The sequence below is a fragment of the Microvenator marinus genome, assembly GCF_007993755.1.
Taxonomy (GTDB): domain Bacteria; phylum Myxococcota_A; class Bradymonadia; order Bradymonadales; family Bradymonadaceae; genus Allomicrovenator; species Allomicrovenator marinus.
Genome location: NZ_CP042467.1, coordinates 4,918,743 through 4,944,470 on the forward strand (window position 1 = coordinate 4,918,743; position 25,728 = coordinate 4,944,470).

General features: G+C 54.4%; 23 protein-coding genes and 1 tRNA gene. 18 read left to right on the plus strand and 6 right to left on the minus strand.

Annotated elements, in window-relative coordinates; genetic code table 11:
• Positions 1–69 precede the first annotated feature (69 nt).
• Positions 70–837, plus strand: coding sequence for a class II glutamine amidotransferase (locus tag FRD01_RS20160; RefSeq protein ID WP_146962740.1), 768 nt, complete (start codon positions 70–72; stop codon positions 835–837).
• A 2-nt stretch (positions 838–839) separates the two neighbouring features.
• Here FRD01_RS20160 and FRD01_RS20165 read toward each other — a convergent pair whose 3' ends face one another.
• Both FRD01_RS20165 and FRD01_RS20170 read right to left on the minus strand, forming a co-directional pair.
• Complete coding sequence (locus FRD01_RS20165) at positions 840–1,328, minus strand: hypothetical protein (protein ID WP_146962741.1); 489 nt, start codon at positions 1,326–1,328, stop codon at positions 840–842.
• 6 nt (positions 1,329–1,334) lie between these two features.
• Positions 1,335–3,350 (minus strand): lamin tail domain-containing protein, encoded by a 2,016-nt coding sequence (locus FRD01_RS20170; protein WP_146962742.1) that lies wholly within the window; start codon positions 3,348–3,350, stop codon positions 1,335–1,337.
• Positions 3,351–3,488: 138 nt separating this feature from the next.
• Between FRD01_RS20170 and FRD01_RS20175 the strand changes: the two genes are divergently transcribed.
• The 3 genes from FRD01_RS20175 (at position 3,489) to FRD01_RS20185 (ending at position 6,538) form a co-directional block, all read left to right on the plus strand.
• Positions 3,489–5,096, plus strand: a complete 1,608-nt coding sequence (locus FRD01_RS20175) for a serine/threonine protein kinase (RefSeq protein WP_146962743.1) — start codon at positions 3,489–3,491, stop codon at positions 5,094–5,096.
• A 64-nt stretch (positions 5,097–5,160) separates the two neighbouring features.
• Positions 5,161–6,030, plus strand: a complete 870-nt coding sequence (locus FRD01_RS20180) for a tetratricopeptide repeat protein (protein WP_146962744.1) — start codon at positions 5,161–5,163, stop codon at positions 6,028–6,030.
• Positions 6,017–6,538, plus strand: coding sequence for a hypothetical protein (locus FRD01_RS20185; protein WP_146962745.1), 522 nt, complete (start codon positions 6,017–6,019; stop codon positions 6,536–6,538). Before FRD01_RS20180 ends, FRD01_RS20185 begins: the two co-directional genes overlap by 14 nt.
• Before the next feature lie 3 nt (positions 6,539–6,541).
• Here the strand turns inward: FRD01_RS20185 and glgC are convergent, their stop codons facing one another.
• The 3 genes from glgC to FRD01_RS20200 form a co-directional block, all read right to left on the minus strand.
• Positions 6,542–7,777: a glucose-1-phosphate adenylyltransferase gene (gene glgC / locus FRD01_RS20190; protein WP_146962746.1), complete on the minus strand. Its 1,236-nt coding sequence runs from the start codon at positions 7,775–7,777 to the stop codon at positions 6,542–6,544.
• A 21-nt stretch (positions 7,778–7,798) separates the two neighbouring features.
• Entirely contained in the window at positions 7,799–9,376 is a 1,578-nt protein-coding gene (locus tag FRD01_RS20195; protein WP_146962747.1) for a serine/threonine protein kinase, read from the minus strand.
• 75 nt (positions 9,377–9,451) lie between these two features.
• Positions 9,452–11,083, minus strand: coding sequence for an adenylate/guanylate cyclase domain-containing protein (locus FRD01_RS20200; RefSeq protein WP_146962748.1), 1,632 nt, complete (start codon positions 11,081–11,083; stop codon positions 9,452–9,454).
• 99 nt (positions 11,084–11,182) lie between these two features.
• On the opposite strand from FRD01_RS20200, the gene FRD01_RS20205 reads away from it, so the two are divergent.
• The 6 genes from FRD01_RS20205 (at position 11,183) to FRD01_RS20230 (ending at position 15,192) form a co-directional block, all read left to right on the plus strand.
• Positions 11,183–12,517 (plus strand): sigma-54-dependent transcriptional regulator, encoded by a 1,335-nt coding sequence (locus FRD01_RS20205; RefSeq protein WP_146962749.1) that lies wholly within the window; start codon positions 11,183–11,185, stop codon positions 12,515–12,517.
• Between the two features lie 68 nt (positions 12,518–12,585).
• On the plus strand, positions 12,586–13,128 hold the full coding sequence (locus tag FRD01_RS20210; protein ID WP_146962750.1) for a hypothetical protein: 543 nt from the start codon (positions 12,586–12,588) through the stop codon (positions 13,126–13,128).
• A gap of 9 nt (positions 13,129–13,137) precedes the next feature.
• On the plus strand, positions 13,138–13,443 hold the full coding sequence (locus FRD01_RS20215; protein WP_146962751.1) for a hypothetical protein: 306 nt from the start codon (positions 13,138–13,140) through the stop codon (positions 13,441–13,443).
• Positions 13,434–14,471, plus strand: a complete 1,038-nt coding sequence (locus FRD01_RS20220) for a glutathione S-transferase family protein (RefSeq protein ID WP_146962752.1) — start codon at positions 13,434–13,436, stop codon at positions 14,469–14,471. The genes FRD01_RS20215 and FRD01_RS20220 overlap by 10 nt, the downstream gene beginning before the upstream one ends.
• 52 nt (positions 14,472–14,523) lie before the next feature.
• On the plus strand, positions 14,524–15,069 hold the full coding sequence (locus FRD01_RS20225) for a hypothetical protein (protein WP_146962753.1): 546 nt from the start codon (positions 14,524–14,526) through the stop codon (positions 15,067–15,069).
• Between the two features lie 40 nt (positions 15,070–15,109).
• A tRNA-Leu gene (locus tag FRD01_RS20230) sits at positions 15,110–15,192 on the plus strand.
• Between the two features lie 51 nt (positions 15,193–15,243).
• On the opposite strand, the gene FRD01_RS20235 is transcribed toward FRD01_RS20230, so the two are convergent.
• Positions 15,244–16,167 carry a phosphate/phosphite/phosphonate ABC transporter substrate-binding protein gene (locus tag FRD01_RS20235; protein ID WP_249755780.1) on the minus strand — a complete coding sequence of 308 codons (924 nt, stop codon included), beginning with the start codon at positions 16,165–16,167 and terminating at the stop codon, positions 15,244–15,246.
• 134 nt (positions 16,168–16,301) lie between these two features.
• On the opposite strand from FRD01_RS20235, the gene FRD01_RS20240 reads away from it, so the two are divergent.
• The 8 genes from FRD01_RS20240 (at position 16,302) to FRD01_RS20275 (ending at position 25,727) form a co-directional block, all read left to right on the plus strand.
• A complete protein-coding gene (locus FRD01_RS20240) occupies positions 16,302–16,832 on the plus strand; it encodes an HD domain-containing protein (protein WP_146962755.1) in 531 nt (176 codons plus the stop codon).
• An 89-nt stretch (positions 16,833–16,921) separates the two neighbouring features.
• The gene (gene cpaB / locus FRD01_RS20245) at positions 16,922–17,773 is read left to right on the plus strand and encodes a Flp pilus assembly protein CpaB (RefSeq protein WP_146962756.1); all 852 of its coding nucleotides are present in this window, start codon (positions 16,922–16,924) and stop codon (positions 17,771–17,773) included.
• A gap of 205 nt (positions 17,774–17,978) precedes the next feature.
• Complete coding sequence (locus tag FRD01_RS20250) at positions 17,979–19,406, plus strand: pilus assembly protein N-terminal domain-containing protein (RefSeq protein ID WP_146962757.1); 1,428 nt, start codon at positions 17,979–17,981, stop codon at positions 19,404–19,406.
• Positions 19,407–19,409: 3 nt separating this feature from the next.
• Positions 19,410–21,287, plus strand: coding sequence for a TadA family conjugal transfer-associated ATPase (locus FRD01_RS20255; RefSeq protein WP_146962758.1), 1,878 nt, complete (start codon positions 19,410–19,412; stop codon positions 21,285–21,287).
• A 111-nt stretch (positions 21,288–21,398) separates the two neighbouring features.
• On the plus strand, positions 21,399–22,259 hold the full coding sequence (locus tag FRD01_RS20260) for a type II secretion system F family protein (RefSeq protein WP_146962759.1): 861 nt from the start codon (positions 21,399–21,401) through the stop codon (positions 22,257–22,259).
• Between the two features lie 7 nt (positions 22,260–22,266).
• Positions 22,267–23,199 (plus strand): type II secretion system F family protein, encoded by a 933-nt coding sequence (locus FRD01_RS20265; protein WP_146962760.1) that lies wholly within the window; start codon positions 22,267–22,269, stop codon positions 23,197–23,199.
• 15 nt (positions 23,200–23,214) lie between these two features.
• Entirely contained in the window at positions 23,215–24,591 is a 1,377-nt protein-coding gene (locus FRD01_RS20270) for an FHA domain-containing protein (RefSeq protein WP_146962761.1), read from the plus strand.
• 2 nt (positions 24,592–24,593) lie between these two features.
• The gene (locus tag FRD01_RS20275) at positions 24,594–25,727 is read left to right on the plus strand and encodes a tetratricopeptide repeat protein (RefSeq protein ID WP_146962762.1); all 1,134 of its coding nucleotides are present in this window, start codon (positions 24,594–24,596) and stop codon (positions 25,725–25,727) included.
• Position 25,728 lies beyond the last annotated feature (1 nt).

A 25,728-nucleotide genomic window follows, 5' to 3' on the forward strand; every position in this document is an offset into this window, starting at 1 on the left:
AATTCGGGACTTCCGCGTCTAAATATCGAGAACATCGAGAATCGCGCCACACCGCAGTTGGAGTTCAAAATGGCCCGTATACTCGCGTATATATGCAACGATATTTCGCTTTCGTCCCATCTTTTCAAGACGGTCGAGCCCTCTGAATCTCTGGTGACATCCTCGTCTGGGATCGGTTGGGTTCAAAATGAACGCTCGCTTCTGAGGATCAATCCAAAGCCGAGCCGGACCTCGCCCATTGAACTGATTGCCGACGTACCCGCTCGGGCAACCATCGCCAGCCTGAACGACGACCAGGTCACGCGCAATGCCCACGATGTGCAGCCGTTCAGATTCAGACGTTGGGTCTTTGCGAGCGCCGGTATGAGCTCAGCAGAGGACCTGCCTAGACAAGATCTTGTGGACCACGTGGCGCCTTTTCTCGTGCAGAACATCAAAGGGTCCTCGTTGGATGAGGTGGTTTTCCATGTCCTGATGACCCATATACACCAGGCGGAAACACGGGCAGGGGATAGGAGTACTGAAGAGCTCGCCAACGCCATTCTCGAAGGAGTTCAGTGCCTTCGAGAACTCGACAAAATCGAGTTTCAGGCTCTCATTGCGACTCATCGAAACGTGTTCAGTGTGGGTATCGGCAGCCCGATTTATGCACAATCGTTTGCGGGCCTTGATGTGCAAGAGGACGCTCTCTTCGCCGGCCACAAGCCAAAGACTACCTCCAATCCGGCCTTTAGGGCCGCTATGCTTCAGAATTGGGAGGAAAAGGAGAGCGTCCGTCTGAACGACGGTGTCTCTTGGATCGACGCCAACTGGGAGATTCAAACGCTCCCACTCTAGCGCTAATCCTCTTCTTCGACCTTCTTACGCCGAATAAACGTTGGGACCTCAGCATCCTCGATCTCCTCCACGCCTTCTAGACGGCTATGGTCGGGGGATGCCTCTTCGCGAAAGCAACGACGGCAAATGTAGGGCTTGCCGCGACGCGGTGGCTTGGAGGACTCCTCTTGGCGACCGCATTCTGTGCAGGTCATCATCCAAGAGCGTTTCTTAGTCTCCATTTCCTTCTTTTCGCGAACCATTTCCCAGCGAACTTTCCCCTGAGCCTTCATGCATGCTTCGCAGAGGATTTCATTCAGTGGAACGCCTTTGGGCTTGTAGTCCAGCGACGATTCAAGGCCGCAGCCCGAACACACAAAATTCATGACGACTCGTGTTCCGTGCTTCTTGCGCGGAGCATTGAGTGTCTTTTCGAGATTGTAAGTAGGGCCATCTGATTCCCGAAACTCGGGTTCATCAAAGCCTTGGTTGTCGTCGTCATGCCTGCTCATACGTCCTCAGGGCGAGTTGTCGGATGCGGGACTCGGAGTCATCAAGTGGAAGTCCACCGAGTTATCATCCGTGTCTCCTACCACACTTGGGTCCGAAATTGGCCATCGTGAAAGTGATTTTCCGGCACTGCTCGTCGAGAAAGATTTGGAACTGCCTTCGCCGGCAAAAGTATCTGAGGCGCCAAATGAACCGTAGCCGATTGCGTCGACAACGCGTCCGCCAAACTCAAGCACGAAATTATCGGGCCCGTTTTGGAAATCCGATCCCTCGTAGGGCACCGTGCATCGGTTCAAGAGCGCGTTTGAAGCTGTGTCGATATTGCAGACCACGACGTAACCCGAGTTGATGCCTTCGTTAAGGGTGTATCCGCTGAAGTCCACTCCATCCACGACTGCAGTGCCATTTTCATCAAAGGTGAAGATATAGTCGTTGCCATTTAGACCATTGATGGCACGCAAGACGTAGCCGTCGAGCGCGATATCTTCCCACCCTTGAATCGGTGCAACTACCTCAACAAAGGTATCTGAACCGGTGTCCGTGCCAGGTTGGTCGAAGTAGACCTCGTTGATTCTGAGGTCAGCATTCGGAATGCCTGGTGTGGGGTAGAAGGTCAGGAAATCAGCCGAGTTATCATCGGTATCGACGCCGTTAGTTCGGCCGATCGAGCGTCCGGAAGTCGACGATGGGGCAGCTGTGCCTTCGCCTTCAAACACGCTGGTTCCGGCGAAGGTTCCGTATCCCACCGCGTCGACAACTTGGTCCGAAACATCCAGTAATTTCACATTATCCGGACCGTTTTGCATGCCGTCTTGGCCACCGCCGTACGAGGTCATGATGAAGTATTTATTCGTTGGGATGAACGAGAGGAAGTTGTCAGGAGTTTCCATGCCGATGATGGCGAACCCGTTGCCGTCAAGCTGTGCACCAGCTGGCAAGGTGAACGTTCCATAAGTCGCGCCACCCGATCCGTTGACAAGTTGAATCTCAAAATCCGCGATCGAAAGACCCGGAGGGCCAAAGAGCTCGATGAAGGTTGGCGATGTTCCATTGGAGCGCACATCGTCACCGGCAGCGTCATAGAAGATCTCGTTGATCACGACCTTTCCAGTCACGGCTGGGGCCTCGCACATGGTGGCGCCACCGCCAGACACGCAGGTCTCGGTGCCTGGACACGCTGCTGGGGGTGAGAACGCCAGACATCCGTCAGTTTGAGTTTCACATCGTGAGATCTGATTTCCTACACAAACAGCTTCGTTGGCGAGGCATCCGTCCTGGCATGTCGTGGCCGCAACACACTCACCGGCTCTGCACTCTTCGCCAGCGGAGCAAGCCACCGCTGATGAGAGCTCGGAACACGAGTCAGAGTCGTAGTTTCCACAGGTCAAGACGCCGTTTGGCGAGCAGATGGTCTCTTCGCCTTCGCACTCGTCTTCGCATGCCGTTGACGTCACGCAGGCACCTTCTTCGCACGCCGTTCCGGCTTCACACTCTTTGCCGGCGCCGAACACGAGGCATCCCTGAGGGTTGCGCGTACAGGTGCTCAGAAGGCCTTCGAGGCACGCTGTGGCGCTCTCTTCGCACTCATCCACACACTCCGACTGCTTACACAAGCCATCAGCGCTATCGCAATATTCGCCAGCCTGGCATGCAGCTGCAGAACCAAACTCAAGACAGCCGTCGTCATTATGATCGGCACATGTCTCGGATTGGCCCATACTATTGCAGCGATTGGCGGGCGCTTGGCAGGTATCTTCGCAGGTCTTTGGGACCCCAAGACAATCGTTATCGGTGCAGGTTTCGTCCATTGCACAGACCCTGCGCTCAAGCGCAAAACATCCGGTCAAGGGATTGCGCAGGCAAACCTCCACGGTGTTCGCATCCATGCACGAGCGGTCGCCAAGCACGCATTCGTCCTCGCATTCACCGTCCACATTATTCGGGGCAGGTGTGCCGGGATCGTCGGTGCCACAAGCACCTGCAAAGAGAGTAACTAAAGCTAAAAGTAGAAATTTACGGGACATTCTTCCTCCAAAGTCCAACATGTTTGCGCGTGGATAACACAATATGAATCCGAATGCGAAATTGGATGTGCACACAATTTATTGTCTGCACTCTTTGTAGCTGATACGTTAGACTGCGAACAAATCTTTAGGAAAGTAATGGCAGTATGCCCAAAATGTGGTCATCGGGGAGGAGATGTTGCGTCGCCTTGCCCCAATGACGACCACTACCTCGTTCCCGAATCTGCGATCTCCCCTCATAAGAACGACAAGAATCTCGGTCGCCTCATCGGCGGAAAGTACATTGTGACCTCGTTGATTAGCGAAGGCGGGATGGGCGCTGTCTACCGAGCCATTCAGACGCCAGTGGACCGCGAAGTCGCGCTCAAAGTGCTTAAAGCCGAGCTTGAATCCTCGGCAGAAGGCGCTGAGAGATTCTTGAGAGAGGCGAGGGCGGTCTCCAGGCTTTCGCACCCGAACATCATTACGCTCTTTGATTTTGGTGTGGACGCAGGCCAGCCGTTTATGGCCATGGAGTACGCGCCTGGGGTCAGCCTCGGGAAATGGCTGGAAAGCACCACACTCTCCTTGGATCGGATTATACACGTCATCACCCAGACGGCGTCGGCTTTGGCTGAGGCCCATAATCAGGGGATTGTGCACCGAGATCTAAAGCCCGAGAATATCATCGTCATCCGCTCTGGAAACGACCCTGACTTTGTGAAGCTCTTGGACTTCGGCATCGCCCGTTTGGTGAACGCGACAGCCACGCGAGGCCTGACGCGAGAAGGCGAGGTCTACGGGACGCCGCACTATATGGCGCCTGAGCAGGCAAAAGGTGAGGCGAATATTGGGCCTCCGGCAGACGTGTATTCCATAGGAATCATGCTCTATCAGCTGCTCTGCGCAAAGATGCCCTTCGACGCGCCTACACCACTAGCCGTGCTCTACCAGCACTTGCATGAGCCGCTTCCTGCTATCGCGGCGCGCCCTGGAGTGGTGGTTTCTCCTGAGCTGGAAAGGATCATTCGCACAGCGACGCAGAAGTCGGTTCAAGACCGCTACCAGACGGCTTCAGAGCTTCTCGGGGCGCTGCAAAATCTTAAGAACCCCACTAGGGCTCCGGCCTTGGCGGAGGAGTTATTCGCTGATTTTGGGGGTACGATTCCGGGAGCCACACCCCTGGCATCCACGCAGAATCATCCGGCTCTGCAATCTTCGGCAATTCCTGTCCATGATCCTGACCCAAGCATCGAATTGCCGCCGGAGCCCCACGTTGAAGAAGGCGTGTCCAAAGCTCTGATCGGCTTGGTTGCCGCGTTAATGCTGGCTGTCATCGGTGGAGTTGCATATCTTGCTCTGGATACTTTCTCAGGTCAGGCAACGACTGAACCCGTAGATGTGGTTCAGAATCCACCAGTCGAAAAGAAGACCCCGCCCCAGCCTGAGAAGACCGAACCAGAGAAAGTGGCCGAAGTACCCAAAGTCGAACCTGTGGCTGTGCAAGAACCTGAGAAAGTTGAGCCCGAGAAAGTCGAGCCTGAAAAGGTAGAGCCCGAAAAGGCAGAGCCCGAGAAAACCGCGGAATTGGCCAAACCTGAGCCGAAGACAAAAGTTGCGGCTTCAACAAAAACTAAAGTCAAGAAAGTCTCAGAACCTAAGGTCGAGAAGACCGAGCCCGCGAAAGTAGAAGAGCCCGTTGAGGCTGAAAAGAAAGTGGAACCGATGAAGTTCAAACCCGTCGGTGACCCTCGAAAATGGAATTAGTCACGAATCTTGACGTGTCGGGCGCCGCGTAGCACTCTTCGATGAGTCGAATAAGGTGTCTTTTATGAATAGTTCCCGATACTCGAGTGTGCTTGTGGTGATGCTGAGCGTTTTGCTCGCCTCACCCAATGTTTGGGCCGATCCCGGCAAGGCTGCAGAGTACTACAAACAAGCCAGCGAGGCCTACGCCGCCGGGCGCCTGCAAGAGGCTGCAGATCTACTCGAGCGAGCTTTCGCCGAAGAGCCGGACCTCGTCTACCAATACAATCGGATTCTGGCGTTTGAGGGACTCAACGATTTTGACGCTGCGCTCAGACTTGTGGATATCTACAAAGACCCGATGCTGCGCGACCCGGACAACCGGTTCTCAGATATCGCGACCATCGAGCAGCGCCTCAAAGACGGCAAAGAAGTCGCTCGACTCAAGGCGCAAGTTGAGGAAGAAGAACGATTAAAGAGAGAAGAGGAAGAAAAGAAGAACGCCGAGCTCAAGACTCCCCCTGATCCAGAGCCTAAAGACTCGGATGAGGCCGGTCCAAACTGGGTCGCGATTTCGCTTGTTTCCGCAGGGGTAGTCTCTCTGGGCGCGGGCGGTCTTTTTGCCTCTGGCTTGCTAGTCTCAGACGAGCTCGATTCGACAAAGTGCGTGAACGATAATCTCTCGGCAGGATCGGCTGGAGACGCGATTTTCCAAAATTGCGATGCCTACGCCGGCTTGATTTCCTACGACGCAAGAGCCAACCAATACGCGGACGACAAGAGCGCGATTGAGACCCAACAACTCATGAGCATCGTGTTTCTCTCGGCAGGGGCGGTCCTGGCCACCAGCGGCGTACTCGTGTGGGTACTCTCCGATTCCTCCGAAGCGAATGCCTCGCTCTTCCCAGTGGTCGGGGCAGATCGTGCGGGAGCCGGTTTAAATGTCAACTTCTGAAATCCAAGGTTTTGACAACCCCATCGAACGTCTACGAGACCTCTGGCAAACGCCAGCGGACGTTTCACCCACGCCGTTCCCGTCTCCATCAAACCTCGCTGAATTGCGATTACGGCTCCTGAAGCACTCTTTGCCCGCTCATGAGGAATCTCCTCTGAGTGAGATTTTTGATTCGGCGATGGAATCGGTGCTTGAAACGGGGCCATGGGAATACACGCGGCCCCAAGACCCCATGCAATTCCTTAATCTGCGCGTGAGTGGCGTGGATCCCGAACCTCCGGCGAAGAAAGAAGAGGCGAAGGCTCAACCTGCAAAAGCAGCGGCTAACGAGGCTTCTCCGCTGAGTCATATTCTTGGGCAAGAACTTCTGAACTTGGCTCAGGGCCAGGCACTCAGCCCCGAGGCGCGCGCCGAGGCACTCGAGGCAACTGCACTTGCGCTCGTTAACCCCACACAGGACAACGTACGAGCCATTCTAAGGGCTTTGATTCGCGGACTTAAGGTCTAAGCCTCACTCAAACACGGCGCCCTTAGGAATCACTACAATTCCATCCGAGACAGTAAATCTCTTTGCGTCGTGAACGGGGTCGTATCCGATCGTGGTGTCGGGAGGGATATTGACCCCCTTGTCGATAATCGCCTTGCGAATTCGAGCGCGTCTCCCGACCGTCACATCCTCGAAAAGCACCGATTGTTCAATATGGCTATACGAATTGACCCTGACTCGAGGGAAGAGAACCGAGCTGCGGATGATGCCACCGGAGACGATTACACCTTCAGCCACGATTGAGTTGATAGCCGCACCCACACGGGCGTTGGTCGGATCGTCGTGTACAAACTTGGCGGGCGGATAGTGATTATGGTGTGAACGAATTGGCCATCGTTTGTTGTAGAGGTCGAATTTCGGCGTCAATGAAACGAGCTCCATCGATGCATCCCAATAGGACCAAAGCGTCCCCACGTCTCGCCAATAGCCTCGCTCGGCCTCCGATTGACCTGGAACGTGATTGTGGGTGAAGTCGTAGACGTAGACCGAATAGCGCGACTCGCGAGCCATCTTAGTTATGATGCTCTTACCAAAATCATGCGCGCTCTTTTGGTCCAACGCATCCACCCGAATCTCTTCCACAAGCGCCTCGCGCTGGAAAATATAGTTCCCCATCGAGGCAAGGCAGCGAGTTGGGTCGCCTGGCATGGGCTTTGGCTTTTTGGGTTTCTCCTCGAATCCAACCATGCGCGACTCTTCGTCCACTTCGATGATGCCGAAATTCGACCCTTCCTCGATGGGCACTGGAATAGCGGCAACGGTGAGCGCAGCTTCGCGCTCGCGATGAAACGTGAGCATTTGAGACACGTCCATCTTGTAGATATGGTCGGCTCCGAAGACGCAAACGTCGCGCGGATCCTCGTCTTCAATAAGGTTTAGATTCTGAAAGATGGCGTCAGCACTACCCAGATACCAGGTTGGCCCGGTTCGCTGCTGCGCTGGAACTATCTCCACAAAATGGCCAACCATCTCGGAGAGTCGCCAACCCCTTGAGATATGCTGGGTGAGGGACTCGCTCTTGTACTGCGTCAAGACCTTGATCTTGAAGAAACCGCTGTTGACGAAGTTGGAGAGCGCGAAGTCGATGATTCGATAACGGCCGCCAAAAGGGACCGCCGGTTTCGCCCGCTCTTGAGTGAGTGGGCGCAAACGACTGCCTTCGCCTCCCGCCAAAATCATAACCAAAACGTCGTTATTCATGGTGTTCCCTGCTCAAGGAATTCACCCCTGAGTCATCACCACACCTATCACGGCCAGTATGCAAAGCAAGATCAGCACGGAGACCACGATCATCACAGTCTTCGAGCCTTCCTTCTTGACCTTGATTTCCTGAGTTGTTCCCGAGCGTTTTGCAGCCGCTTCGGCTTTGGCCTGTGCGGCAGGCACAAACTCGGCTTGCCCCTGAATATCGTGCGCTAGCTCGATGGAGCGGTCAGGTGCTGCGCCTTTTTGCGGCCCACGTTGGTGTAAGGGGACATCGGCGCCCGGCCTTCCTGCGGCGCGCTGCGCGTGGCGAATCGCGTCCTGAGCCACCTGTGGGTTAACCTCCACAGTTGCTTCCTCGGGTGAAATCGTAGGGTGCCCACCTGGGTAGGTTTGGCGCCTGCGCATGATTTCGTCGAGTCCACGCTCTTGCCATGCTTCGTCTTCGCTGACCGGAGCCTCCCGAACCGAGACGTCATCCAGCCCGAAATCAGCCCAGAGCCTTGGATCCTCAAAACTCCCGTCATCGCCAAATTCTCCTCCGCCTTCCGACTCGAACTTGCCGTACTGGCTCGCAAGGTAGAGGTCGAGGTCTTCGACTTCTTCGAGCGACACGATTCGGTTCACCGCGGCCTGAATCTCAGCGTCCACAGCTTTGTCTTTCTCGGTACGCTTCGGTGGACTCTTATGGGCCCGGTAGTGCTGGACGAAACCCGCGATATCAAAAGACGTGACGGGGCGTCCGTAGGAAAAAAGAAACGCAGATACCGCTCGGCCCAACTCTTCCGCCGTTTGATAGCGCTTCTGAATGTCGCTTTCCAGGGCGTGCCGAATGATTGCCTCGAATTCGGGTGGCACATCGCTACGGAATTTTGAAAGCGGCGGGACTTTGTTCTTTCGAACGAGTTGCAAGGTGTCGATATCCGACTCGCCTAAGAAGAGGCGAGTACCGGTGAGCATCTCCCACATCAAGATGCCAACAGCAAACACGTCTGTTCGCGCGTCAACGGCCTCACCGTGAGCAGCTTCCGGCGAAAGATAGCCGAACTTACCCTTCACGATGCCCGGATCGGTTGTCTCCACCTGGGATTTGGCTTTCGCCAGACCGAAGTCCGTAATCTTGACCTCGCCCTCCGACGAAATGAGCACGTTTGGAGGGCTGATATCGCGATGGACGATGCCGAGGTGGTTGTTCTGCTGGTCTTTCTTATTGTGCGCGTGTGCGAGCCCCTTACAGATTTCAAGCGCAATATAGGCTACCTGCTCGGTAGAAATCGCTTTGCCCTGCGCCTTCAGCAGCTCAATAATATTCTTGAGATTCGTGCCGTCCACGAACTCCATCACGATGAAGTAGGTGCTATCGGCGAGTCCGAGGTCAAAAACTTGGACGCAGTTCGTGTGATTTAGGTGGAGCGAGACCTTGGCTTCATCAAGGAACATGCGCACGAAACGCTCGTTCTTGGTCAAGTCAGGCAGAATGCGTTTGATCGCAACTAGCTTCTCGAAACCCTGAAGGCTGGTGGAGTTGGCCTTGAAAACTTCGGCCATGCCACCGGCGTCAATGCGTTCGATGACGTGATATCGTTGCTGAGCCATGGTTGAGGTCCGTACAGCGTTTCTTAAAGGTCCAACCTAAGCCACTTATAGCCGGTTGTCACAAATTCTTTTCCCTCACCAGTTCCTAGGTGATTGATGCGTCTCAGTGTCGTCACCAACGGGCTTGAGGTTGAGAACCCGATAAATATCTACATGCTCGAGCTTACCCTTCAATTTGGTTGGCGGAAGTTTTTCGAGGTCGAATAAAAATCCAACTTCTCTGAAGGTGTTTTCGCCTATCAAGACGTCTTGGGGGCCGGCCGTGCTGCAGAAGCGTGCCGCAGTGTTTACGGTGTCACCCATCACCGTATAGTTCATGCTCTTGGTAGAACCCATATAGCCCGCCACAACCTCGCCAGTATTCAGCCCGATGCCGATCTCGAACCCCACGTTCCCCGAGAGATCTTGCGCTTCGTTGAACCGCCGCATGGCCTGTTGCATCTCTACCGCCGCCCGCACCGCACGTTCGGTGTCGTCAGGTCTTGTAATCGGAGCGCCCCAAACAGCCATAATTTCATCGCCGACGAACTTATCGAGCGTGCCCTCGTACTTGAAGATGATGTCCACCATCAGCTCAAAATATTCGTTCAAGAGATTAACCACCTCTTGAGGAGGCATGCGCTCGGAAATCGTCGTAAACCCACGGATATCGGCGAACATCACGGTGGCCCGCCTTAGCTCGCCGCCTTTCTTAATATCGAGTCGGCCCGAGACCACTTCTTCCACAAGTTGAGGCGAGAGAAGTCGGTGCAATTTCTCACGCATCACGACCTGGCTTTCGAACTCGGTCAGCAGTCGCTGGTGCCTAATCATGAGCGCCGCTTGACGCGCAAATCCCGAGAGCACCTGAAGGTCCTTTTCCATAAAGGCGCCAGATGCGATTTTGGAGTCGAGGTGGATGACTCCCAAAACCTCGTCGTCGTGCATCAGGGGGACTGTCATGGTGGAGCGAATCTGTTCCAGGATAATCGAGTGCGAGCCCGCAAACCTCGAGTCCATCATGGCGTCGGACGAAAGGAGGCCCTGTTTCTCTTCCATGATTTCGCTCAGAATCGTCTGCGAAATCCGCACATTCTCAATATTGGCTTCTCCGCCACGAGCCTTGACGACCATGGGCACCAAAGTGGCACTCTCAGCCTCTTTGAGTAGGATCACGCCACGGTCGGCTGGGAAAATCTCAAACGCCTTGTCCAAGATCTTGTCGAGCAAGACTTCCAAGTCCATCTCGAGACCGATGGCCTGATTGAGCTCATAGGAGATTCGCAGCTTTTCGTAGTCTTGGCGAAGGTGCCTCTCATCTTCGACGTTTCCTTCGGGCAGGAATCGGCCTTCGTCTCGCGATGCCACTCGTCCGCGGATATGGGTGTCCATATTCCCGGCCATGATGGTCACGCGGCCAGCCAAGGGGTCAGTTTTCATCTCTTCCGAGAAAACTATCTCACTCGAGCCGATGGTAATTCGGTCCCCATTTCGCAATTCCGAGCGTGTTTCAACGAGTTTGCCATTGACGAACGTACCGTTTCGGCTGCCTGCATCGCGCACGAAATAGCGGCCCGTCGCGTCTTTCTCCACGATGGAATGTTGCTTGGAGACAACTCGGTCGAGGACCTGTAAGTCTTGGTCTGGGTGCCGGCCCACGGTGGCCTGGTGCCCAAGCGTGACTTCGTGTACACGCCCTCTGCTATCTACGTAGGTAAGTTTTGCCATGACTTCACGCCAGTTTGGATGATGCCAAACTCTGCGGTAGGGTATCGCGGGCAACGATTGTTATGCAAACCCAAAGCAACCCCGAACGCCACATATCTCATGAACACTGCCAGAATACTTCTCGTAGACGATGAAATTGCGCATCTAAAAACACTCGAGAAGTTGTTTGCCAAGGAGGGATACGAGGTCCTGAGCGCCGAAGGGGGGACTTCCGCCCTTGAAATCCTGCGCCAGGAGCCCGTCAATCTGGTCATCACGGACCTCATGATGCCCGATCTCGGCGGCATGGAGCTTCTCAAACTCATCAAGACGATTCGCCCCGAGTGCGAAGTGATTCTAATGACGGCATTCGGCACGGTGGAGCGAGCTGTCCAGGGGATGAAAGAGGGCGCCTACGACTTCATCACAAAGCCCATCAAGAGGGCGACTATCGTCAAGAGTGCGGCACAGGCGCTCGAGAGGCAGGCCCTTGTGGCAGAGAACCGAGTGTTGAAGGCACAAATCGCAGAGCTCAAAAACGAGCGAACCATCGTCGGTCAGTCCCCACCCATTTTGAAGGCTATCAGCCTTGTTAAACAGGTCGCTCCGTCGGATGTGACGGTGCTACTCACCGGCGAGTCAGGAACCGGAAAGGAGTTGCTCGCGCGAATGATCGTAGAGCGTTCTCAGCGCGAAAAGAAGCCGTTCATCACAGTGAACTGCGCTGCCCTTCCCGAATCCATCCTCGAGAGCGAATTGTTTGGCTATGAGAAGGGCGCCTTTACCGGCGCAAATCAGCGTCGGATAGGCCGATTTGAGGCCGCAAGCGGCGGGACCATCTTCCTGGATGAAATCGGAGAGTTGAGCCCAGCCGTGCAGGTCAAGCTGCTGCGTGTGCTTCAAGAAGGAGAGTTCGAACGTCTTGGCTCAAACCAGAGGATCGAGGTTGATGTACGTGTCATCGCCGCCACAAACCGAGATTTGGAAGAGGAAATGCGGACTGGGAATTTTAGAGATGACCTCTATTGGAGACTAAACGTGGTCAATATCCACGCTCCAGCCCTGCGCGCCAGAACTGACGACGTCCCCTTGCTCGCCCAACATTTCCTCGCGATCTACGCCAAGAAGAACCGTCGGCAAATCCAGGGAATTCGCGCCGAAGTCATGGAGACGCTCCGAAACTACTCGTGGCCGGGCAACGTCAGAGAGTTAGAGAATCTGATCGAACGTGCGGTCGTTCTCGACCGTGACGGGATTGTCGGAGAGGACGACTTGCCCGATGGACTCTCCACAACCACAAAGAATCCGCAACATCTGAGCGTGCCGCTCGGTACGACTCTGGAAGAGATCGAACGAAGAGTTATCGAAGAGACGCTCAAAATGACGGGCAATGATAAGAAGTTAACGGCGAAACTCCTCGGTGTGGCCACTCGAACCATCTATCGCAAGATTTGAAGTTTGTTCACGGGCAATTTCTGGCTTAGTATGCGCGCCACCAAATGGCTTAGTAACGGAGCATTAACGTGATTAAAGTAGTTTTGACAGCAGGTGTGGTTTCGGTCCTTCTCGCAGCGGCAGCCTGTAGCGACGATGAAGAGACGGTCAATTGTAACGATCCAAATATCGTGTGCACCACGAACAACGGCACAAACCAGTCGTCCAACAACCAGACAACCAGTAACAACGCGTCGAACAACGACACGACGCCAACCAACAATCAGACCACTACGAACAATCAGACCACTACGAACAATCAGACCACCACGAATGGCGGTGGCGTGGTTGAGTCTTGTGAGCAGATCAGCGCAGCGGTTTGTGAGTACAGCGTGGATTGCACCGAGACCACGGTTTGCGAGACGCAGAACAATCCCGCGACTGAGGTGCGTTGTTGTGTCCCTGGAACGCGTGGAACCAAGCAGCTTGGCGAAGAGTGCTCGGACACCGTGGAAGAGTGTGAGTCGGGTGCATGCGTAAACAACGTATGTGCTGAGCGCTGCACCACAGAAGGAGAGTGTCCAACCGGTTACGAATGTAACGCTTTCCTCTTCCTCTGCTTGCCTGAATAAGGTCCTTTCATGGACCTTCGTGTCCACCTTCAAGACAAAGGGATCAGCTTCATCGACGCCGCCGACGTTCAGCCGGCCTCCGATGAAAGCCTTGTCCTCGATGCCCTTCGCGGCTCTAGGCTCGCCGTTCTCTTGAAAGATGTAGAACGCGGGACATGGCCGGTGGTCAGTCCGGGCCGCTACACCCTACAACTCCAGATCCAATTGAAGCGAGAGGGCGTATCGGCTTTGGCGACAATCGACCGTATCCTTTATGAGATTTACGCAATTGAAACCGCGAAAGTTTGGAGACTTGAGAGGAAAAAATGGCCCTAAAACTCTATGTTTCCGAGGCGAGTCCTTATTCGATTAAGATTTGGGCTCTGCTCAATTATGTGGGCCTAGCACCCCAAGTTGTGCACCAGAACATCATCAATCGTTTCGCGACCATCAAGCGACGCTCAGGAGCTACCATGGTGCCCATGCTCTTGGAGTCTGGACGCCCGATCAACGACTCAACCCGCATCATCGAACATATCCAGAGTAGGGCGGAACGCCCGTTGATTCCGGATTTTGAAGGCGCAGGGTTTCTGGCGTGGCTTCTTGAAGATTTTGCGGATGAATGGATGGTTCGTTGGTTCGTCACCGACCGATGGGCGCCCGACGTCGCCGAAGTCTGTGGAAAGCGCGTTGGCAGGGAGCTCTTCTTTGGCATTCCTGTCGCCTCCGAGGCTCTTGGTGTCCAGGTTGGGCGAGTACTCTCAAAGACTCTGGCAAAAAAAGGGGTCTTGAGCGACCAAGAGGCGCTCAAAGCGTCCAGAAGCCGTCTCCTCTCTACTTTAGAGACTCTCTTTGAGGATCAACCCTACATCTTCGGGAACACCCCGAGCGTTGCCGACTTCTCGTTCTACGGCGTCTTATGGCAACATCGCTCGGACCCGCTTGGTGCAAAGGCGCTGGAGGGCTACCCCAGGGTCAACGAGTTCATCGATCGCGTGGATGCATGGCGCTGGCATAAAGGCGTTTGGCTCGAACCAAAATTGCGCGACTTAAGTGAACTCGAGGATCTCTTTGCCGAAGTCTTCGGAACCTACATGTTGATGCTGGTTGAGAATTTGAAGTCCCGATCCTCAAGCTCGAGGTCTGCGAAGGCGACCCTACTCGACGGCAGCCCATTCGAGTTCCAGGCTTCGGGCTATTTTATCGCTCGGCTCAAGGAGCACCTCGCGAGAGGTATCCAGCCGCGACAAGATCTTCTGCCCGACGCTGCGGCCAAGATTGAGGAGGGGTGGTTCGGCGTGCTTCGACAACTCTCAGACTTTGAAGCGGGTCGCCAAGTGCTCAAGGAATTTGGCTTTGAATAGTTGGGGCCAGCGGCTAGTATCACGCTGAAGGTATTCGAATTTAGGAGTCACGATGTTGAAGCTGAAACTTGCCGTTCTAAGTCTTGCGATGGTGCTACCCACATTGGCTAGCGCTCAAGGAGCCCCTTATAGTCCTAAGGCTGCTGACTATTCATCGCTCCTTAAGCCAGCGAGTTACAAAGAATCTCCGCTCCAACTTCCGTATCCTCTGATCGAGGCCAGGCAGGTTGTGAACGGGCCGAGACTCGACTTCGAACACGTCTACGACGTTCCTTACATGCAGCTCATCGACGAATTGGACAAAGCATTTAAGGGCCAAGAGCCACTCACCATGCTTCGGCCAGGCGCGATTCCCTATCTGAATAACGCGCAACTCTACGTCATGGGTATGAGTCAGACACCGAGCGGTGATCGGCGGATCGTCCTCGGGATGAAGGACGTTGCGCTTAGGTTTTCGTTCGATGTCATCTCAGATAATGGCAGGTCGATCGTGGTCATTCAGAACGCCATCTTCTCGCAGCTCTATAGCGGCGTCATGCCTGCTCGAGCTGGATACAAGCCTGCCGACGCGCAAAGTGTTCCGTTCCGATGGAACTAAGTTGACAGACCAATCGGACAAATATATTCACTCAGCCCGCGCGGAAGTGGCGGAATGGTAGACGCGCTGGCTTCAGGTGCCAGTGGCCGCAAGGTCGTGGGGGTTCAAGTCCCCCCTTCCGCATAAAAGAAAAGCCCCGAATTTCGGGGCTTTTCGCTTTTCTTGGCCTTCCACTCAAAGGGGAAGGTCTGCCGCGACCGTCTGCACCACTTTCTCCATCGCGCCTGAATACTCAAACTCCTCAACCGCCGACAATCCGTCCACGCCAAACGCTCGTTTGATGAGCGCCGGATCAAGCTCGAGGAACGCCTTCTTGATGGACTCCTTGTCTTCGGGAGACATCATGCTCTTCATCGAGAACGACGCACGGGGTACCGGGCCCTGGGTATTCAAGATCTTGAGCTTTGCGCGTGTTTCCTCGTCGAGTTTCTCGAATCCGTCCTGACTAAGCGCCACGGCGTCCAAGTCCCCAGCTATCAATCGATCGACGCTTGTGCGTTCTCCACCAGTGAATTGGACGTCTTTGAAGATTTTCATCGGGTCATCATCGAGAGTCAGAACCTTCGCGTCAAAGAGCGCCGCTGAAGCAAACAGGTAGCCCGCTGCAGATGTGTTCGTTGTGAATCCAATCGCCTTCGATTTCAACTCCACCAGCGACTTCGCCTTTTCATCGGCTCGCACCACCCAGAGAGAGTCTTGTGAGGATTTCCCGTTGACCATCTCTACAGCAAACACCGACATGTCGGCCCGATGATGCGCGGCCAGGTAAGGCCACGCGGGGAGGCGGGCGAGGTTGGCTTCATTGTTGCGAAGCGACTCCACGACTCCTGCGACATCGGCCGAAATGGAAACCTCAAATGACCTCCCAAGTTTCTCCGATAGTGCCTTCTCAAGTTCCGCGATCGCCGCATTATCAGCGATGCTGGCCGCAGTGAGGTTCAGGGTCAATTTCTCTTCGGTCGCGGGGACTTCGACCTCGGTCGTCTTCGGTCCGGCCTGATTGGTTTCGGGTTTAACCTCTGTCGCCTCTTCCTTTTTGCATGAAGCAAAGAGGAGTAGGGCGATCAGGCCGAAGAGAGGAGCGGTACGGGTCTTCATGGACATCTCCAAATTTAGAAAGTTCTGGAGACACTTACTTCGAATTACGTCTAGTCGTCTAGCTAGAGCTTGAGTTCTGGCGATCTGCAAAGTTGTGACCTAGCATCCAAGATGAACGACCTTGGAGCTTTCCTATGCAGCTTTTGGATATCTTAAATTTCACTGAGCGTCTTGAGGCCCTCCCACGAACGGGTTGGCTCAACGCTGGTGTTTCCCCGTGCGAAAACATTTCTTCTCACGTCTTCCACGTGGCGTTGATCACCATGTGGCTCTGCGACCAAGTCGAAGGCGTTGACGAAGCATGTGCGCTCAAGATGGCGCTCTTGCATGATATCGGTGAGTCTCTGATCGGTGATCTGACGCCCGAGTCGAAGCGGCTTCTCGGTGATGTGGCCCACGAGGCAGAAAGAAACGCAGTGGAGAAGATCGTCGGGACGGGCGAGTGGCTCGAGCTCTGGGAGCGCTATCATCGAAGAGAGTGTCCAGAGTCAAAAGTGGTGAAAGCCGCCGACGTGATCCATCTCTACTCAAAGGCCCTTCGTTATTCCGAGCAACGTGGAGCGAACGTAAGCGAGTTTTTTACGCAGCGTCCCAGCACCGGAATCCCAAGTGCCGACGCTGTGATCACAGACATCTTTGAGCGTTGGGGGAAAACAACGAAATGAGGGACTGGACCCGCCCCCTTCAGTCTGCTATTTTGTCGCTATCTGTGGAACTTTAACTCAACTTGAGTGCGCTACTCGGGAGATGACGCATGGCAAAGAAAAAACTCCTCATCGCAGCGATTATCGTCGGTCTATTCGCTGCTGTTTTGCTCTACCTCTACGCAAGTCAGCTAGAGAAAGAAACCGAAGTGTTGATGAGAGACCAGCGTGAGGTGGTCAAAGCTGCGCGTAATATCCCCGCTGGCACCCCGCTCACCAAAGACAGAATCACAACCGAGAAAGTGCCTGAGCGCTTCCTTCCTCCTAACCCACTTCTTGAGGCAGACCTGAACATCTACCTCAACACGCCTCTGGCGGTGAACGTGGAGCAGGGCGCGATGATTCTTACGAGCGACTTCAGCGTTCAAGAGGTTTCGAGGACCTTGTCGTCCAAGATTCCTCCATCAGAGCGCGCGATGTCGATGCCTGTTGATGCTATCAGCGGCGTTTCGGGCCTTCTCCGTCCAGGGGATCGCGTGGACATCCTCGCGACGTTCCCTGTGGGTAGCGCGGACCAAGTTGTGGCGGACGAAAAGGGCGAAGACGGCGTGGGCTACATCACCATGACGCTCCTTCAAAACGTGACCCTTCTCGCTGTGGGCCAAGAGATCTCCGATGTTCCAACGGGTGACCAGCGTCAGGCTTCGGGCTACGCAACCGTCACGCTCTCGGTGACCATCGAAGAAGCTGAGCTCATCACCATCTCGCAGACCCGCGGAAAGATGACGCTTCTGCTCAGAAACCGCGAAGATGTGGACATGCACACCGTGTCGCGTCGAACACTCAAAGAGGTCATGACGCAGCTCGAAGTTATCCAAGCTGCTCGTACCGTCAGGGTTAAGAAGTCCGGGCCGAAAAAGCCAGCAGGACCAATTATCGAGCGCGGCGACGACCGTCGATAAACCTCTTGATTCTCCACTATCAAACCCGGCCTGCCGGGTTTTTTTGTTTCTTGGCCTCTTCTTTTGGGAATCTATAGGAAAATGCCAATTTCCATGGTTGCGATTTTTCTCGCGTCGTACCATACTCCACAACGTTAATTACCAATGCTTAAGGGTCGACAGCGTGAACACACGCTAAAGACTAGTCGACGAGTTAAGGAGAGACATGAACACCTTGAATCGCTTGGGTGCTGTTGGACTGACCTTTGCTGCAACCGCGCTCGCCTCGAGTGTGGCAGTCGCACAGGCGCCAGACAAAGAATTCACCATTTCAGTTGGCGAAACACTGACCTTCAATGCCCGTGGCGTTGACCGTGTAACCATCGGTCTCTCCCAGATCGCAGACGCCCGTCCTACCTCGGACAACCGTCAGATCATCCTGACTGGAAAGCAGCCTGGTGTGACCACTGTCAATATCTTCTCAGACCGCGGTCAACGCACGCTTCTCATTCGAGTGGTGGACGTAAACCCTGACTCGCTTGCAGAAGAAGTTCGGGAAACCCTCGGCGAGCGCTCCGGCGTGGATGTGCGAGTGGTTAAGGGGCGCGTTTTGCTTGAAGGCGAGGTCGCGAGCGAAATCTACAAGCGCAAGATCGAAAAGCTTGTTGAGATCTACCCGCAGCAGGTTTTGAACTTTACCACCTTCCGTGAGGCTTTCGTTGAAGGCGCTCGAATGGTGGCTATCGACCTCTATTTCCTCCAGTTGGCAACGACCAATCAGGACAATATCGGTGTGGGTTGGGGTCAATTCCTCGGCGCAAACTACTCCTTCGGTACCGGCCAGGTTCCGCTCTTCTACCCCGGAAGCACGGGTGGAGAGTCTTTCGGATCGGGTGTGCTCCCTGGAGAAGTTAATCCTGGTCGTCTTCCGGATGCCATCGGTTTGACTGGTGGAGACGGCGCGTCTTACTGGTCCTTGATCGGCAATATCAACCTCACGCTTGATCTGATGGAGCAACACGGCCTCATCAAGGAAGTTAAGAAAGGGTTGATCGTCACAGAAACCGGTACGGAAGCTGAATACCACTCAGGTGGTACGCTCCTCATCCGTATCGTTGGACAAGACGTGGGCGCTGTTGTTGAGAAGGAGTACGGTCTTCGCGTGAAAGTGAAGCCGATTCTCGACTTCGAAAATCGCGTCAAAGTGGCGATCGATGCCGATATCTCGGAGCTCGATTATGCCAACGGCGTCGGTGATCTGCCTGCATTGCGTAACACCTCGCTCAATAGCGTTGTGAACATGATGGAAGGGCAATCTGTCCTGATCTCAGCTCAGCAAAACGTGCTTGATACCTCCAACGAGCAAGGCTTCTGGATGTTGAGCCGAATTCCGATTCTCGGCTGGCTCTTCAAGTCTCGTAGCTACGTCGGTACCGGTATCGACAATGCCTTCTTCCTGACCCCTCGCGTGTACGAGCCAGGTGGAAAGCTTCACAGAACGCTTGTTGAAGCCGCATTTGAAGACCTCTTGAATGCCGGTGCTGAGGCGGAAGATCTTCCAGAACTCTCCAACGTGCAGGCACCTGCTGCAGCCCCTAAACCAGCGCCAAAGGCTGAGACCAAGCCAGATCCGAACGCTGACTTACTCGATTGATCTATGAAGCAAATACGCGTCGTTGATAACTTCGGCAAAGAGTACTTCTATCCCGTAGAGCAGGCTGTAGCCGAAATATCGATCGGACGAAGTCAGAATAACGATATCATCTTGGGGTCAAAAACCGTCAGCCGACGGCACGCCACCATCAAGGTGATGGGCGATCGTATCCTTCTTGTGAATCAGTCGGCCAATGGATGTATGGTCAACGGCGAGCGCGTCGATCGCGTCCGTGAAATGCGGCTCGGAGAGGCGGCTCAGATCGATATCTACATGGTCAGTGTGGAAGGACCGGGCGCCCAATCAGGCGCGTCTGCTCCGATCTCCCCTGTCTCTCGATCTGCACAGGTCTCGGAGACGGGTCAGAGCATTAGACCGGCCATTTCCCCGACACCGAGGCCGAGCGGTCCATCGTCGCAATCGCAACCGCAGCCAACGTCTGCGCCGTTGCCGAAGCGTCACTCGCACGGTCGAGACATGGGAACGCGCGAGCTTCGGTCCAATGATCCCGAAGATGTACGAAACTTCCTCGGCTTCCTTGCGCCGGATGCACAGCCTCCTGAGCCGCGCATCAGCCTCACGGGTACTAAGGTGGAGATGCTTCCTAGGGAGCAGCGAAACGAAATCATTCGCTTCAAGCATCAACTCCACGAAGAACTCAAAGAAAGGCTCGACCTCCACTCCTTTGAGATTACTGACTACGCGTCTCCTCGAGTGGTTCGCCAGGTCTCTGAAAAGCTCAAAGAGTTGCTTCAAATTCACGGCCACCTCATTCCGCCACCATTTACCAAAGAAGGCGTCTTCAAGGATTTGATGGACGACGTGTGTGGCTTGGGCGCGATCGAGGACCTGATCAAACACCGCAAAGTGACCGAGGTCATGGTTGTGGATCGCGAGCATATCTACGCGGAGATGGGCGGAAAGCTGATTCTCACAGACCGATTCTTTAACGACGAAAAAGCGATGATGACGGTCATCGAGCGTATCGTGATTCCTCGCGGCCGTCGTATCGATGAATCGACTCCGCTGGTTGATACTCGTTTGGCTGACGGATCTCGCGTTAATGCCGTGATTCCTCCGCTTGCGCTTAAAGACCCGTGCTTGACCATTCGTAAGTTCCCTGAGGATCGCCTCGGTATTGGCGATCTCATCAAGTTTCAGTCCTTGACCCCGGAAATGGGTAAGTTCCTCGCCCGTGCAGTTCGTGGGCGTAAGAACATCATCATTTCGGGTGGTACAGGGTCCGGTAAGACCACGCTCTTGAACGTGCTCTCGTCCTTCATCGGGCCCACAGAACGTGTTGTGACCATCGAAGATGCGGCCGAGCTACAGCTTCAGCAGGAACACGTGGTGAGTCTCGAGACCAAACCTCCGAACTTGGAAGGTAAAGGAGCGATCGAGATCCGTGACCTCGTGAAAAATGCGCTCCGGATGCGTCCTGACCGAATTGTGGTCGGTGAGTGTCGAAGTGGTGAAGCACTCGACATGTTGCAGGCCATGAACACCGGTCACGACGGGTCCATGACAACCGTTCACTCGAATAGCCCTATTGAGGCCATTTCTCGCCTCGAAACCCTGGTTCTGATGAGTGGTATGGAGCTCCCGACACGCGCGATTCGTGAGCAAATTGCCAACTCGGTGAACATCATCGTTCAGCAGTCTCGCTTCAGTGACGGGTCTCGCCGCGTCACCTATATCTCAGAGGTAGTCGGGATCGACGATGACGGTTTTGTGCACATTGAGGATATTTATCGCTACAAGCAGACGGGCATTGACGAGAAAAACAAAGTGCAGGGATATCACCTCGCGACGGGCTATCTTCCTACGTTTGTGCAGGAATTTATCGTGAAAGGATTGGCCACAGCAGAAGACTTCTTCTAGTCTGTGCTCCTTGCGAATCTGTTTACAGGCAGCTAAACTTCAACGAACTTTATTCGTAGTACGCCACTATGGTGTAATGTCGACTTGTTCGCACACTAAAGAGGTTCTCCGATGGGAGATATGACAATCATTGTCGCCATTGCGCTTGCATTCATCGCCGCCGCTCTGGCTGTGGTCGGAGGAGGCGAGTGGGCTGCCTCGAAGGTTGCCAAAGAACGTGGTGTTTACGAGCGTATCGTAGGAAAGGAGCTTTACCGACTCTTCCTCGACGTTTCGCCACAAGAGTTCTTCCTCCTTCACATCGTGTTCTTTGCGTTCGCGATTGTCATGATGAGTATCCTACTTGGCGACTGGCTCTTCGGAACCGTTGTTGGAGCCGTTATCGGCATCATGGGGCCGAGGTTCTACCTTCAGAGTTCGTGGAAAAAGCGTCTGCGAATGATCGACGAACAGGTCGAAGAGTCCATGATTTACATGGCGAACAGCTTCAAAGCTAACCCTGCACTTCCTGACGCTATCCAAGACTGTATCAATTCGATGGGTCCTCCAATTACGCAGGAATTCAGCGTTTTGCTCAAAGAGTACAAACTCGGTACTCCCCTCGATCAAGCGCTCATCAATATGCAACAGCGCGTTCCAGCAAGGAACCTGCAGCTCGCCGTATCGGCGCTCATTATTGGAAGAACGGTGGGTGGCAATATCCCAAAAATTCTGGAAGATATCGCGTCGACCATCCGAGAGAGCTATCGTCTTGAGCGCGTCATCGATACTCAGACTGCGCAAGGAAAGATGCAGGCTTGGGTTATGGGCTTGATGCCTGCGGTGGTTGTGGGGTTGTTCTACTTGATGGACCCCGAGCTCATTACGCCTCTATTCGAGACATTGCCTGGGTACGGCATTCTGGCTGTGGCTGCGATTCTTAACGTTATCGGCGTCGTCTTGATTCTCAAGATTATCCGTATTCAAGTCTGAGGTCTCCATGTTTGGAATCCCAACACAAGTCTTTGCGTACCTCTCGGTCATTCTCATATTCATCGCCTTCTCCCTCTTTGTTTTTGGGTTTGTGCCTGATGAAGTGGAAGAGGACGAGATCTTCGGCTACCGCCTCACCAAGAGAAAGCGTCTACTCGAGAACAACGATCTCTACGCGATTACGCTGCCTCTGATTAAGATTTTCGCTCACTATTTCCGGAGCATGCCGGATACAAAGTTCTTTCAGATCTCCAAGCTTCGCATGGACCTTCGCGACAAGCTGATGCGTTCTGGCTTCATGGGTGCGTTCACTCCAAACGAGTTCCTTGGCCTTTGTTGTGTTTCAGCACTCGGAATGTTTCTGGCACTCTTCTTTCTCACCATGATGATGACAGGGCTTCCGCAGATTCCTGTGGCTGTGATCGCATCAGGAGTGGGCTTCTACATGCCATTTTTGAGCTTGAATGGAGCGATCGTGGAGCGCTTGATGGAGATCGACCGCCGACTCCCTTACACCGTCGACCTTTTGGTGCTTTCAATGCGCGCTGGTCTTGACTTCATGACCGCGCTCGACCGCGTTGTGACTCGTGGTCAGGAGCAGAATCCAGATGACCCGATGTGCCAGGAATTGGGCGTGGTTCTTCAGGAGATGCGCGTGGGTACGGCGCGTTCAGATGCGTTGATTAACCTTTGTGAGCGCGTGAAGTCCGACTATCTGCAATCGATGGTCGGAACCATTCTTCAGTCTGAGAAACGCGGTAGCCCTCTTGCGAACGTGCTTGAGGTGCAGGTGGATACCATCCGAAACAAGCGTACTCAAAAGATCGAGAAAATGGCCAGTCAGGCCGCGGTTAAGATTCTTATGCCACTGATGTTCATCTTCGGTGCTGTGATCGTGGTGGTCATGGGCGCCATGGTTCTGAAGATCATGAATCAGTGAGAGTGCGAGCTGTAAATGTCGTTTTGGTTAGAGCATGAACAGGATGGGCAGCGTCAAAAGTACACGTTTGACACGCCCAGCATCTCCATCGGTCGTGACCAGAGCGCAGATTTCGTGCTCGATCACCCGACCGTTTCCCGTCAGCATGCGCGCATTGTAGGGCAGGGCGGCGCGTATCGTCTTGTTGTCCTTTCAAAAGGCGGACTCACTGCGATCAATGGATCTGCAGTCAGTGGAGAAGTCGCTCTTAGTGACGGAAACGCCCTTCAGATAGGGCAGTTTTCCTTCGTGTTCCGCGCCGACGCTCCTTCATACGCTCAACCAAATAGTCAGCCAGGCTTTGGCGGTTTTGGTGCGCCACCTTCATCGAGTGGCTTTGGTGCCCCTCCCGCTTCTGGTGGATTCGGCACTCCTCCCGCTTCTGGTGGATTCGGAGCACCCCCTGCCTCAGGCGGTTTTGGAGCCCCTCCCGCGTCTGGTGGTTTTGGCGCACCTCCCGCACCGAGCGGCTTTGGTGCCCCTCCGGCGTCAGGTGGATTTAATCAGCCGGCAAGTCCACCCAGTGGATTCGGAACGCCACCTTCATCTGGTGGCTTTGGAACTGCACCGCCTGCTTCGGGCGGATTTGGACAGCCATCGGGTTTTGGACAGCCATCGGGTTTTGGCCAGCCTGCGTCTTCTCCCGGTCAACCCGCTCCTCCACGCGACGACAACCACATCACTTCGTGGGATGAAATCGCTCAGAGCGCGGATGCCATGGGGGAAAAGGAGGTTGCTGAGACGGATTTCCAGAGGCTTGAGGCAGCGCAGAAGAAAGCTACCGAAAAGTCTCAGCGCACGAATCCACTTCTCATTCTCGTGGTCTTGGCCGCCGTAGGTGGGACTGGATGGTTCGTATTTGGTGACGGGCCGAAACAAAAAGCGGAAACCAGCCAAGAGATTAGCGAGACTGAGCCTTTGCGCTTCCAGGGTAGCGAAGTCGATTGTGTGGGCGCAGCCGAGTGCACGGAGCGAGCGACCAACGAGTTCCGTGTGGCCGAACAATTGTCTCAAAAGATCGAAGTGGATATTCGAAACCGATTCGATGCTTACTTCAAGTATGAGTTGGCGCTTGCCCTTCTCGAGAAAGGCGGTGTGGATCCGATACCGCCACAGTTTGCCAGTCTGAAGACGAATCGCGACAAGCTCCGTACCGAGTTGGATACAATTTTCCAGCAGCGGCGCGTCAGATACCACGACCTTTCGAAGCGTAAAATGTACCGAGAGATGGTGGCTATCCTGAATGAAGTTCAGGCTATTTTCCCCTACAAGGGCGCGAGAGAGAATATCTGGGCGGTCAAACTTGAGCGCGATCTCAAGGATCAGAACCTCTATCCCATGACCCCGTATTGAACATGAAACGATTATTGGTGGTGTTTTTCCTCGCATTCGGGACTCTTGCGGGGTGCGCCACAGCTCGCACCTACGGTGACCAAGAGTTCGAGAAGGGCAATTATAACGCGGCCTTGACGCGCTATGAGCAGGCTTTTGCTGAGGGTGAGAAGGATTGGAGAGCCTATCACAATGCAGCGAAAGCTAGCCTTGCGACCGCTGATTTCTCCAAGGCTGAACGCTACTACGCGCAGGCGATTCGATTGGGGGCGGATATCGAAGTCGCGCGCGAGCTCGCTGCGTTTTACGTCAAGACCTCGAATTACGTCAGCGCTGTGCAGATGTATCAGTACCTATTGAACTACGAGAAGGATCCTCGGCCAGTGTACACCAACCTTGGAGCCGCGCTGATGTACGCCGGCAAGCCTCTAGAGGGTGAGTCATTCCTTCTCATGGCCCAGCAGCTCGACCCCGTGGCGAAGGTTCCCTATCTGAACCTTGGTATTCTCTACGATCAGCACCTACGCCAACCGCAACACTCACTTGGCTTCTACAAGTGCTTCCTCACTTACGCCACAGATGAAGACCCGAACCGCGTGAAGGTGGACCAACGTATCCGAGAGCTTGCAGCGAAGTATCCTTCGGCCGCGAATCGAACCATTGAGTGCGGAAAGCCCTATTCGCCAGATTTGGAGACCAAATCGGTGAATCTTAAGGCCGAGATGGAAAAGGTTGAAAAGGAATATGAGTTGTTCGAGGGGCAGGCCAAGTCTGAGGAATCGAAGGAAGTCGTGATCGAAAAGATGGTTGAAGAAGACTCACCGGAGAAAGAGAAAGGTACCTCGGAGGCCGATCGCCGATATCTGATAGGTGATTATGAAGAAGCCACTCGCATCTACATGGACCAACAAGTCTCTAAACTCACGCCTCTTCAGGTGCGTCGCCTTGCGATAGGTCTCTCGCGGCTTCAGAAGCACGCAGAAGCCGAGATGTGGATTACTATGGCTCTTGGGCAGGAAGAGACTCCTGAGCTCGTCAGGGCCGCTCTCGTGTCGCTTAAGGCAATCGAGAAGCAAGACAAAGTGGACGAACTTTGCCAGAAGTTCAAAGATCGGGCAGAGTACAAGGAAGCGCTTGAACCCTGTAACGGTCCATAAC